13 protein-coding genes are annotated in these 12,090 nt (G+C 38.7%); 8 read left to right on the plus strand and 5 right to left on the minus strand.

Annotation, left to right across the window (positions count from 1 at the left end; genetic code table 11):
- The first annotated feature begins 4 nt into the window (after positions 1-4).
- From PPBDW_RS08335 to PPBDW_RS08350, 4 genes are all read left to right on the plus strand, one after another.
- The gene (locus PPBDW_RS08335) at positions 5-718 is read left to right on the plus strand and encodes an ATP-binding cassette domain-containing protein (protein ID WP_036794740.1); all 714 of its coding nucleotides are present in this window, start codon (positions 5-7) and stop codon (positions 716-718) included.
- On the plus strand, positions 705-1,298 hold the full coding sequence (mobA, locus tag PPBDW_RS08340) for a molybdenum cofactor guanylyltransferase MobA (RefSeq protein ID WP_036794742.1): 594 nt from the start codon (positions 705-707) through the stop codon (positions 1,296-1,298). The genes PPBDW_RS08335 and mobA overlap by 14 nt, the downstream gene beginning before the upstream one ends.
- Positions 1,285-3,069: a bifunctional molybdopterin-guanine dinucleotide biosynthesis adaptor protein MobB/molybdopterin molybdotransferase MoeA gene (locus tag PPBDW_RS08345; protein WP_036794744.1), complete on the plus strand. Its 1,785-nt coding sequence runs from the start codon at positions 1,285-1,287 to the stop codon at positions 3,067-3,069. The genes mobA and PPBDW_RS08345 overlap by 14 nt, the downstream gene beginning before the upstream one ends.
- A gap of 185 nt (positions 3,070-3,254) precedes the next feature.
- The gene (locus PPBDW_RS08350) at positions 3,255-3,971 is read left to right on the plus strand and encodes a DUF3581 domain-containing protein (protein WP_036794745.1); all 717 of its coding nucleotides are present in this window, start codon (positions 3,255-3,257) and stop codon (positions 3,969-3,971) included.
- 77 nt (positions 3,972-4,048) lie between these two features.
- On the opposite strand, the gene PPBDW_RS08355 is transcribed toward PPBDW_RS08350, so the two are convergent.
- The 3 genes from PPBDW_RS08355 to nagE form a co-directional block, all read right to left on the minus strand.
- On the minus strand, positions 4,049-5,386 hold the full coding sequence (locus tag PPBDW_RS08355; protein WP_036794747.1) for a sensor histidine kinase: 1,338 nt from the start codon (positions 5,384-5,386) through the stop codon (positions 4,049-4,051).
- Positions 5,367-6,044: a winged helix-turn-helix domain-containing protein gene (locus tag PPBDW_RS08360; RefSeq protein WP_036794750.1), complete on the minus strand. Its 678-nt coding sequence runs from the start codon at positions 6,042-6,044 to the stop codon at positions 5,367-5,369. The genes PPBDW_RS08355 and PPBDW_RS08360 overlap by 20 nt, the downstream gene beginning before the upstream one ends.
- 180 nt (positions 6,045-6,224) lie before the next feature.
- Entirely contained in the window at positions 6,225-7,607 is a 1,383-nt protein-coding gene (nagE, locus tag PPBDW_RS08365) for an N-acetylglucosamine-specific PTS transporter subunit IIBC (RefSeq protein WP_036794752.1), read from the minus strand.
- A gap of 443 nt (positions 7,608-8,050) precedes the next feature.
- On the opposite strand from nagE, the gene PPBDW_RS08370 reads away from it, so the two are divergent.
- The gene (locus PPBDW_RS08370) at positions 8,051-8,773 is read left to right on the plus strand and encodes a phosphatase PAP2 family protein (RefSeq protein WP_036794755.1); all 723 of its coding nucleotides are present in this window, start codon (positions 8,051-8,053) and stop codon (positions 8,771-8,773) included.
- Positions 8,774-8,854: 81 nt separating this feature from the next.
- On the opposite strand, the gene PPBDW_RS08375 is transcribed toward PPBDW_RS08370, so the two are convergent.
- Complete coding sequence (locus PPBDW_RS08375; protein ID WP_036794758.1) at positions 8,855-9,211, minus strand: helix-turn-helix domain-containing protein; 357 nt, start codon at positions 9,209-9,211, stop codon at positions 8,855-8,857.
- A gap of 277 nt (positions 9,212-9,488) precedes the next feature.
- On the opposite strand from PPBDW_RS08375, the gene PPBDW_RS08380 reads away from it, so the two are divergent.
- Positions 9,489-9,803: a hypothetical protein gene (locus tag PPBDW_RS08380; RefSeq protein ID WP_146145972.1), complete on the plus strand. Its 315-nt coding sequence runs from the start codon at positions 9,489-9,491 to the stop codon at positions 9,801-9,803.
- Between the two features lie 93 nt (positions 9,804-9,896).
- Positions 9,897-10,346: a DUF411 domain-containing protein gene (locus PPBDW_RS08385; RefSeq protein WP_054262028.1), complete on the plus strand. Its 450-nt coding sequence runs from the start codon at positions 9,897-9,899 to the stop codon at positions 10,344-10,346.
- Positions 10,347-10,444: 98 nt separating this feature from the next.
- Here the strand turns inward: PPBDW_RS08385 and PPBDW_RS08390 are convergent, their stop codons facing one another.
- Positions 10,445-11,404 (minus strand): hypothetical protein, encoded by a 960-nt coding sequence (locus PPBDW_RS08390; protein ID WP_036794761.1) that lies wholly within the window; start codon positions 11,402-11,404, stop codon positions 10,445-10,447.
- Between the two features lie 307 nt (positions 11,405-11,711).
- Here PPBDW_RS08390 and PPBDW_RS08395 point away from each other — a divergent pair, with 307 nt between their 5' ends.
- Positions 11,712-12,083: a DUF4156 domain-containing protein gene (locus tag PPBDW_RS08395; RefSeq protein WP_054262029.1), complete on the plus strand. Its 372-nt coding sequence runs from the start codon at positions 11,712-11,714 to the stop codon at positions 12,081-12,083.
- The last annotated feature ends 7 nt before the right edge of the window (positions 12,084-12,090 follow it).

Consider the following 12,090-nt stretch of genomic DNA (forward strand, 5'->3'; position numbering starts at 1 on the left):
CATTATGACCCATGCATCCATTCAGGCACTCGACCTTTCAGTCCGTTTTAAAAGTCGATTACTGTTTCATATTCCACAGCTTAATTTAGCCCCTAGAGAAGCTATCTATTTAACCGGTGATAATGGTGTTGGGAAAACAACATTATTGAAAGTATTAGCGGGATTACAAAAACCCACCACTGGCAGTATTAATATTCATCAGCATACTTTTTTTAGACGCCTCTTTAGTGGCCGTTATGAAGGGAGTATCATCTATCTTCATCAAACGCCGTATATGTTTGATGCAACAGTGTTTAACAATGTATGCTATGGACTAAGATTTGCAATTAAAGACCGTCAAAAGCGCCGTAATGAAGCCATTAATGCTTTGCGTATGGTCGGTCTTGAAACGCTTGCTAATGAACATATTTCTGTTTTGTCAGGTGGTGAACGCCAACGTGTAGCAATGGCACGAGCATGGGTACTCAAACCCAGTGTGCTATTAATGGATGAATCTAGTGCCAGCATGGATCAAGAATCCATCAATCGCCAAGTTATTTTAGCGGAAGATCTATTGTCACGTGGCACCAGTTTGGTCATCACTAGCCATCAGCAAAATGCACTGACTGCACTTTGTCGTCGTCAGTGGACAATCAATGATACCCAATTAATTGAACGAGCCGATCTCCAACTCGTTACAAATATCAAAAACAATAAGGATAATTATGCCTACGCCTGAACAGACCCATTGGATAATTTTAGCTGGTGGCCAAGCCAGCCGTATGGGAGGCAACGATAAAGGCTTGATTGAACTTGCAGGCCAACCATTTATTCAACATGTTATTGATACACTTGCACCACAAACATCACATATCAGTATCAACGCTAACCGTAATCAGGATATCTATCGCCAATACGGTGATGTCTTCGGTGATAGCATTGAAAACTACCCTGGCCCATTAGGTGGAATGCACGCTGCACTGCATCACATTAATAACGACTGGATTGGCTTTGTGCCTTGTGATTGCCCGCAATTACCCCATGATTTAGTTGCTCGAATGGCAGCAGCATGTCAACCCGATACCGATATCGCAGTGGCTCACAACGGTGAACATATTCAACCAGTAGTGACACTGCTTCATCGCCGTATTCTTCCTAAACTAGAAGCCTTTTTAGCCAATGGCGATCGAAAAATCATTTTGCTTTATCGTCAATGTAATATGATCACCGTTGATTTCAGCGACCAAGCAGATGCCTTCATCAACCTCAATACCCCTGAGGAATTATCACAATTTGGAGTACGCCATGAATCAAATTAACGCATCAGTACCCTTATTAGGCTTTGCTGCATTCAGTGGCACAGGTAAAACGACCCTTATTGAAGCGATATTACCGAAATTAGTCGAACGTGGCCTGCGTGTCGCCGTAATCAAACACGCACACCATGATTTTGATATTGATCAGCAAGGTAAAGACAGCTACCGATTACGAAAAGCTGGTGCAACTCAAATGCTAATTTCCTCTCGTTATCGTCGTGCATTAATTACTGAAACACCGACAACTGAAGCGACTTTACCGCATTTAATTCGCCAATTAGATCAAAGCCAGCTCGATCTAATTTTAGTTGAAGGTTTTAAAAAACTTGATTTCCCAAAAATTGAATTACGCCGAAAAATCATTAATAAGCCATGGTTATATCAAGATGATAGCAATATTATTGCGATTGCAAGTGACACCCAAATAGATTCGAGCTTACCGCAAATAAATATAGATGATATCGACCAATTAACAGATTTTGTGGTTCAGTTCAGTTGCCAATCATCATCACAATCTCATCAAACCCAAATAGCTAGCTGTGATGATATTCAACCACAAGGTATGTTGTCAGTTAATGAAGGCCGTACACGCATTCTTGATCAAATAAAACCACTTGATAATCCTCAAACAGTTGAGCTTAAACAAGCACTGGGTCATATAGTACATACTGATATTCACTCACCCGTTAATGTACCTCAGCATACCAATTCAGCAATGGACGGTTATGCTATTCGCAGCGCCGATATTGAGCTAAATAGTTATACTGTTGTCGGTCAGGTTTTGGCTGGACATCATTACTCACAGCCGTTACAAGCTGGTGAAGCTGTCCGCATTATGACTGGCGCACCAGTTCCACAAGCTGCAGATACGGTTATTATGCGTGAGCAAGCACAGCAAGATGGTAACACTGTCACATTTAATCTTAGTATGGGTGCGATTAAAGCTGGTCAAAATGTGCGATTAGCTGGTGAAGATCTCGCTATTGGTCAAGTAGCGGTTGCAAAAGGACAAACAATCACTGCGCCAGAGCTTGGAATGGTAGCGTCACTTGGACTTAATAAAATCACCATCAACTCCCCTATTCGAGTCGCTATTTTCTCAACGGGTGATGAAGTACAAGCACCTGGCGAATCTCAGCAGCAAAACTGTATTTACGATTCAAATCGCTATAGCTTATTTGCTTTACTGATGGGTTTAGGTTGTGAGGTAGTCGATTTAGGAATCATTGAAGACAGTGAAGCTGCACTGGAAGCTACTTTGCTCCAAGCCAGCCAACAAGCTGATATGATTTTATCATCTGGTGGCGTGTCTGTTGGTGATGCGGACTATATCAAAACGGTACTTGATAAACTTGGTGAAATTAATTTTTGGCGAATTAATATGCGTCCAGGGCGCCCATTAGCCTTTGGTCATATTAATGGTATTCCATTCTTTGGTTTACCGGGTAATCCTGTTGCCGTAATGGTGACATTCCTACAATTTGTTGAGCCAGCAATTCGCAAACAGCAAGGTTATCAACATTGGCAACCACAAACATATACTGCTATTGCAGCAGAGCCGCTACGTTCTCGTATTGGACGAACAGAATATTTGCGTGGGTATTTTAATTGGGATGCCAATGGTCGTCTTAGCGTACAAACTATTGGCTCACAGGGCTCTGGAATTTTACGCTCAATGAGCGAGGCTAATTGCCTAATCGAAATTCTTCCACAGCAAGAATATGCTCAAATTGGCGATAAAGTTACAGTGATTCCACTCGACATACGCTTATAAGAAATAAAAATATCCTCCCAAAAAGCCAAGCTTAACTGGATTTGCTTGGCTTTTTTATGTCCAGTACTTTTGCTATGTATTTTATCAATATATGTATTTACATTAATATCATCTGGCTAGACCATTAAAGTGATATTTATGTTGTAGAATAGCTACAGTCTTATTTTTAGGTATTATAAGTAAACATGTTTTTAGATTCATATTATTCAAATAACGATGGTGAATTATCTTTTACTCGTGAGCAAGCAAGCCATTTTGCAAAACGCGTAGCCGGTGACTTTAACCCTATTCACGATGAAGATAACAAGCGTTTTTGTGTACCTGGCGATCTGCTTTTTTCGGTTCTTTTAGCTAATGTTGGCCTTAGCCAAAAAATGCGTTTCGAATTTGCAGGCATGATCAATGAATCAAGTTGCCTACTTATAGACATTAAATCCCCTACAGAGCTAGCTGTTATCGACTGTAAGGGTAAAGTCTACATGGATGTAATACGCAGTGGTGAAACAACAACGGATAATGTATTAATTTCACAAGTCACTAAAAACTATGTGCAATTTTCTGGGATGAACTTCCCTCACATCATGGTACCTTTGATGAAATCAAAAGATATCATGATCAATCCAACTCGCCCATTAGTGATCTATGAATGTATGGAACTTGATTTCACACGTTTAGATCTTACAGCGCCAACCGTTGAATTAACAGACTCTATCATTGAAGTGGAAGGTAAACGCGGTAGCGTAACACTTCATTTCTGCTTTAAAGAAAATGGAGAGATTGTTGGTACGGGTAGTAAACGTATGCTAATGAGTGGATTAAAACCTTATTGCCAAGATGGTATTGATGATTTAGTTTCACGTTTTAACGAACGTAAAGATAAATTTAACGCTATCAATCGCTAATAAGTCTTACGATTCTTTCCAACAAAAAGCCCAATCGAAAATCGATTGGGCTTTTTTCTACATGTGATTTTAGCTTATTATTCACTGCTCTTTGAAACTAATTCAGACGCTAACGGTAAATATAATCGTGACCGTAAACCTGGATTATTATCACTGAAAACCAATTCACCATTATGGCGAATAACCACAGCTTCAACTAATGATAACCCCAAGCCAAATCCTTGATGAGTACGGCTACGATCAGCACGAAACATCGGTTCACGAATAAGCTCTTTATCTTCGTCTGATACACCCATGCCATTATCAGTAACCACAATGCCAAAATGATCAACGATCACTTTAATTACACCCTGCTCTGGTGTGTATTTAATTGCATTTTCAACCAAGTTATATACTGCCCGAAATAATAAACTTGGCTCTCCCTGTAATCGATATGGCTGATCTTCTCGAAACGTAAGTTGCTGCTGTTTCTCTTCTGAAATAGGTAATAAAAATTCAACTACATCGCGACACACTTGAGATAAATCAACCCATTCCTTATCTATCTGCTGCTTACCGCTGTTTAAATTTGCAATTTCTAACATACCATTAAACATGCCCAATAAAACTTCCAAATCATCATGGCATGCTTCTAATTCTTGCGTATGCGGTGAAGTTTCTTGTGTCAATAATCGCTCTAAACGGAGTTTCATTCGTGCAATAGGCGTTCGTAAATCATGTGCCATTCCGACCGATAACGCTTTAAGCGACGTTTCTTTTTTTTCTACCTGTTCAATCAAAAAATTGAGATGAATAGTCAACACATCAAACTCATCATCATTGGTACTAACTGGCAGCTTGACCCCTTTTTCACCTAAAATAACCCGATTCATACCATGATTCACACGGGCTAACTTTTTTAGAATCACAATCGCAAATAAGGAAGCACCAGCCAGCATAAGAATAACCGGAACCGCAATACCTGAAAGTAACATCGGAATAACTGTCTGCCGATAAGAACGCATAAATTCCGGATTAATTCTTATTACTAGCTCCATCCCCAAAGGTAATGTCACGACTTGTGATAGCTGGCTAGTTTTACCGCGACCAAAAATAAATGATGCCGCTGGGTACATAGCTGGATCATCAGTGATCTGTTTTATCGGCTGTACAACATAACTAAATGTAGAATTGTTTTTTTTACGTTGCGCTATTGTTTTATACAATCCAGAAGTATCACCTTTATTCACCATCATCGTGAACAAATTGGCTTCATTCACCAAATCACGCTTCAATTGCTGATGATAAAACGTTTCAGAACTAACGACTACCTGATTAATAAATAGAATAAATATAAAAGCGACACAGGTAATAAAATACATCAACACTTTAAAAATGGTTGATCGCGACAGGTTTTCAGACCCGGCGTAAGACATAACCAGCCCCTCGAACGGTATGAATTAAACTTGGCTCACCTTCTTGTTCTAATTTTTTACGTAAATTAGCAATATGAACATCAATGACATTGGTCTTCGGATCGAAATGGTAACTCCAAACAGATTCAAACAGGCTCATGCGAGAAACCACATTTTCAACATGTTCCATTAAATATTGTAATAACAAGAATTCCTTTTGTTGTAAATTAATCAGTCGAGAGCCACGCCATACACGATGCGATTTAATATCTAGTCGTAGATCATCATAACTATATTCGGACGAAACAGTAGCAATAGATTGGTTCCGTTTAACCAGAATTTTTGCGCGTGCAACTAGTTCAGCTAATGCAAACGGTTTAGTCAGATAGTCATCACTTCCCGCGGTTAACCCTACAACACGATCTTCGACACTGTCCATCGCACTTAATATAAGTACTGGAGTTTGATTTTCAGTGGCTCTTAGTGCCGCTAAAACTTTTAAGCCATCTAATTGCGGTAACATTCGATCTAAAACAATCAACTGATATTCACAACTGGTTGCCATCATTAATCCTTGATGACCATCTTCAGCTTCATCAACCACAAACCCATGCTCTCGTAATCCTCGAGCAACAAATTCACGGGTTGTAAGATCATCTTCAATTACTAATATTTTCATTTAATGTCCAGACTTAGCCTATCACTCTTTAACGCTATTCAGCTCAATTACGATGATTATACACAGTCCACAGATGTTTTTTGAGATAAAAAAAACGGCCTACCAAAGGTAGACCGTTGACGCGACCATAGGGGGAAGTTATGAAATCGCGAATTCTGTATTTTGCTTAATCAATGATGCTTAAAGTGCTTTCATTTGGTTAGCAATAATTTCAGCTTGTGGACCAATAATAACTTGAAGGTTATTTGAGCCTACGTTTACAACACCTTTAGCGCCTAACTGTTTAAGTTTAGCATCATTGATGATTGAGCGGTCAACAATACCTAGGCGAAGACGAGTAATACAAGCAGAGATATCAGTTAGATTATCTTTACCACCTAGTGCTTCTAGGTATTGTAGTGCCAAATCAACTTTGCTATCTGAACCTGGGTTTGAATCTTCTTCAGGTGCATCTTCACGGCCAGGTGTTTTAAGATTAAATATCTTAATTGCACCAACAAAGATCACGAAGTAAATCACACCAACCACTAGACCCATTGGAATAATTTCCCATGAATTATGTGCTGCTGGAGCATTGTAGTTCAGAACATAGTCAATCAAGCCTGATGAGAAGCTAAACGCCATGTGAATGTTAAGCATTGATGCAACAACAATACTAATACCCATCAAAATAGCATGTACTAGGTACAAGCCAGGTGCTAGGAACATAAACATGAATTCGATTGGTTCAGTGATACCAGTTAGGAATGCAGTTAATGCTACACTCAATAACATACCACCAACAACTTTCTTGTTCTCTTTCTTCGCTGTTACATAGAATGCTAATGCAGCACTTGGTAGACCAAACATTACAACTGGGAAGAAACCACTTAGGATACGTCCTGCAGATGGGTCACCCGCAAAGAAACGTGAGATTTCACCCGTAACAATTTGACCAGTAGCAGGATCGGTATAGTTACCAAACACAAACCAAACCATACTGTTAAGAATGTGGTGCAAACCAAGTGGAATCAATAGACGGTTAGCAACACCGTATACAAACTCACCAGGTATACCACTAGTAAGAATCCACTTACCTAAATGGTTGATAGCATCTTGAACTGGAGGCCATACAAGGCTAAATGCGAACGCAAGAACCAGTGCAACTAAACCTGTGATGATAGGAACAAAACGCTTACCACCAAAGAAGCCAAGGAACTCTGGCAATTTGATTGAATGGAAACGGTTGTATAATAGACCAGCACACACACCAATAATAATACCGCCAGCCACACCTGGGTCGACATCGGCATTAAGCGTCTTCATTGCAGCCATCATAATGAAGTAACCAACTGCGGCTGCAATTGCTGCTGCTGCTGAGTTATCTTTCGAGAAACCACCGGCAACACCCATTGCAAAGAGTAGTGCTAGGTTTGTGAAAACTGCCTGACCACCTGCCGCAATAAAAGGTATATTTAATAGATCGGGTTGTCCAATACGCAATAAAATACCAGCAATAGGCAGTACTGCGATCGGAAACATTATCGCGTTTCCGAGCTTTTGGAAATGTCCAAGAATACTCATTCCCTTCTCCATGTCATCACATCAAAATTAATAAACAACATATGTCGTTTAAGCATGTGTTAACCATACAGTAGTTAGCTAAACTTAGTTTAAGCTAAACATTAAGTTTTCTTAATGTTTGCTCCATTTCGCGTGACAGCCTTCACAGATTAAGAAAGATTACAAGAACACACCCAAAAAAATTACAAAATTCACATTACAGCAACCGTTTGTTTTGTGAACTTTATGCGCACGATTTATTATCTCACTGTTGAATAAATAAGAAAGATGAACCTTACCTGACAAATAAGCATAGAATGTGTTACTCAACGATATTCTTAATGACATTCAGTATGATTTATGCGAAAAAGACTCTCGTTTAAAAAAATGTCAATTTTATGACAGTTGCATTTTTTTTTATGGCTTACTTAACAATTATATAATGATAAGATTGAACCTTCTCCATGATGACTTTTATATCTAAAAAACTACCTAACTTTATTGCATTAGCTTTATTTGCATTATTGCTCTTTATCGCTATTCATATTTTTCCTGTACCGGTCTTAACTACGCCTGTAAGTAATGCGGCAGGCATATCATTTGCTTTATTAACTGATAGTGCGGGTAGTCCATTTTTCCTTATTACCGCAGCGTTACTATGCCTTATACCTGTATTTCTGCGATTACCGAAAAAAACCATCACAAAGGTATGGATTCAATTTGGTATTCTACTCGTATTAAGTTTCGTTACTAAAACGGTATTGAAACATGAAACAGCCATTCCTCGTCCTTATACTTACGAACTGCAATACTTACACCTAGTCGATTCGCCAACAGATTTCTATGCTTTAGATTCAGTAGCTAAAGATAATGTAGTAAAACAAGCAGGAGCATATGTTAGTCCTTGGCGCTTACGTAGCTGGGAAGGAGAAACAAACTACTCTTTCCCATCGGGTCACACGATTTTTGCTGCTATTTGTGTACTGTTCTGGGGTGGTTTCTTTATTCGTAGAGGTAATTATCTTGCTGCAGGTGGATTAATTATTTGGGCAACAGGTGTCGGCATTAGCCGTTTATGGCTAGGTATGCACTTCCCTTCAGATGTAATGGGATCCATACTCTCAGCAGCAGTACTTTATTTCTTTATCCCTGAATGGGACGAGCATGCAAAGAAAAAAAAGAAATAACCTAACACCATAACAGTTGCTAAAAAGGCTCATCGCATTATGCCATGAGCCTTTTTTTATAGATTAAAAATGAGATTATATTTAACTAGCGACAGGTGTATGCTCATATTCAACAACAAGCTGATTACCAACATAGGTTACCTTTTTAATCTCACCATCAAATATAAAAGTATTTTTAACGATAGAGTGAGTAAATGTACCCTTCTGCACTGCTTCACGTAATGAGGGAAGTATTAACACCGGATCAATATTCAAAATACCACAAAAGTCATTAACAAACTGATGTTGAATAATAGTCCCCCCTCGCAGAATGTCTGAAAACTCAAGTTGCGTTAACCCTAGCTTTTTAGCCATTTCTATTTGAGTAATACGCATTTTTGCTTTGTAACTCATCCATGTATCGTGCAAAACTCGACGATCATTTTCAGTATATGCCATTTTCTTTCCTAAGACGCTTTCAACGTATTGAATAAACCCAACGTTACTCATCCTACTGCGCTAGCGTGAATTTAAACGAATTGATTATATTCATCCATAAATTTGCTGTAAGAATGTGTGTATCGCAATTCATACAACTAATACAGTCATAGCAATTTCATACTTTATTACAAGTTATTTATTGTTGAATTGAGTATTACATCTATAATGCCCACTTATCATAAGGATAGTTAGTATAAAAATGATACATCGTTGGTTATATTTTATTGTGCATAGTGTGCTGATCATAACTGTATTAACCAATGCAGCGTATGCGCACACCACAAAAATAACACCAACATCGGCATCACATTGCAGCAGTATGGAAAGTAGTAGTTGTTGTGAGAACACAACGACTGTAATTAATACTCTTACTGCTAATTGCAACGATGACTGCAATGGTAATGATTGTTCATCACAACATCACCATCAACCAGCCCTGTTATCTAGCTTTAGTTTTCAATCATTCCGTAGTACAGAAGTACTAATGAATGCGTTATGCCAACCTCCTCGCGATTACCATGAACCATTACTAAAACCACCGATGGCGTAAGGGCTATTTCAACATTAAGCACCTTACTTACATCATCTACTTTGCACCCATTACATTATTAATGTGCAAACTTATTATTTTAGGAATGTCATCATGATCATCAAACGCACTCTATTAGCTTGTACTCTTTTTATTTCAGCAACGGCGACAGCAGCAACGACCCCTATCATCAAAGGTACTAATTACCTATCGCCATATTGTGGCTGTTGTAAAGAGTGGGTAACGCATATGAAAGATAATGGTTTTGAGTTAGAAAACGTTTACCAAGAAAACCTCACCCCTACTAAAATTAAACTAGGTGTCTTGCCTGAATATGCTTCTTGTCATACCGCGCAAATTGAAGGTTACACTTTTGAAGGCCATATTCCAGCAGCTGACATCAAACGATTTTTAGCCAACAAGCCAACACGTATGAAAGGACTTGCTGTAGGTGGTATGCCAATGGGATCCCCTGGTATGGAGTACGGCGATCAAAAAGACAGTTACAGTGTGGTCGCTTTTGATGACAAAGGCCGTACTATGGTGTGGGCACGACATAATTAATCGTCCTTATCCTTTTCGTTAATCAAATAAAAAGCCCGTTGATTTAGTTTCAACTCGAAAGAGAAAAACTTATCAACGGGCCTCTTTATTTAACGGCCTTACTTAAATAACGCCCTATTTGGATCGTCATTATCTGCCCATAATGGATCTAATTCGCGTTTTTCAAAATAAATTTGTAAACCATTAAAATAAGTAAACGCAGTGAGCTCTGAATCTTTACCAAAATGTTCAAAAAACACCTCTTCATGATCAGCTAACTCTACCAATGTTTGAATACCACGCTCTAATGCCCACTGAATTGCATACGGTGAAATAATAGTACGGTACAACATCAATTGTTTAATATCGGTAAGTGCAACCTTACGCTGTTCTTGCATCAATCGTCGTGATGGTTGTGCATTAGCTTGCTCTTCTGCCAATAATGCGCGTAAGCTAGCAAGGCTCGACTCTCGCTCTGCAGGCGAATAACCATAAGTCGTTTTACAAAAGCGTAAGGCATAAGTCATTTTATCGCGCCCGACTAGTTCAATCACCTGCTCAAGATAAGGCTGTGGAATGGCATATAAAGCTGCTAACTGAGTTACTGCATGATTTAAACTGGTATAAATAATACCATCATATTCAAACTGGTATGTCGTCGTCACATCATAGCAAGGTAGCCCATCAATATTAATTGGCCAGCCAGCATAATTGACTCGCTCTTTGGCTATCTCAAACATTTTCCAGCCGCTCATACGAAATCCTTCTAATGCTTTACCATCCATTTCAGAAGACTCGAGTTCCTCTTTGGTCCAGTTAACACCAATTTGTAAATGCTTATGGTATTTCTTATGCAGTTGTTGTTTTACTTTGTCACGTAGCAAATCTAAACTGCTTACTTTTATGGCATTGGCAAAAGAAAAACACTCCTGACAACACGGCAGCATAATCGGCAACGTTTGATTATCATAATTTGGAACAGCCATAAATGCATGACTGTCAAAATACGGCTCACCACAGAACCAACAGGTATGACGATAGTCAAAAGGCACATCAATATTATGGTATGAAGAAATCATTTATCTGCTATTTATGATTGAAAGTACGTTGAGTATTATGCAAAGACTAGCGTTCAACAACAAGATGATTATTTGTCACGAAGATTATTGACCATTTTATCTAAGAATCGTTGAAACAATGCAATCTCATCTGAGCTAATATTGCTTGGTTACCAAAATTGAGAATCTTTAATGTAGCTCATTGGCACATAACATCAATTCACAATAATATTAATGTTATATCCGTCGGAATCTTGGTTTTATTTGCTTGCTAGTGGCGGTATTTTACATACACTCGCGCGACATTTATTTTGTTCGTGAACTTTACATGAAAAACATTCTGGTTAGCTCAATGTTAGCCTCAACATTGCTATTAAGCGGCTGTGTTACTTTTCCAACTCCTGAGTCTAATCAAGTCGATGTGATTTGGGATGATGTAAAAGCAATAGAAAATTGTCAACGTTTAGGTATCGTATATGGCTCTGAAGGCCATTTTTATGATTACTGGTTCCATGCTGATAAAGATATGGTTTGGGGTACATTAAACCAAATGCGTAGTAAAGCAGCTCAATTAGGTGGTGATACGATCTATCTCTACCAATCACTTGATTTCTCAAGCTCGGTTACCATGTTTGCTAATGCATATTTGTGTAACAACACTGTAATACCAAGTGAACCTACAACTAATAAACTGCCATAAAAAATGT

Source organism: Photobacterium kishitanii (assembly GCF_000613045.3).
GTDB lineage: Bacteria > Pseudomonadota > Gammaproteobacteria > Enterobacterales > Vibrionaceae > Photobacterium > Photobacterium kishitanii.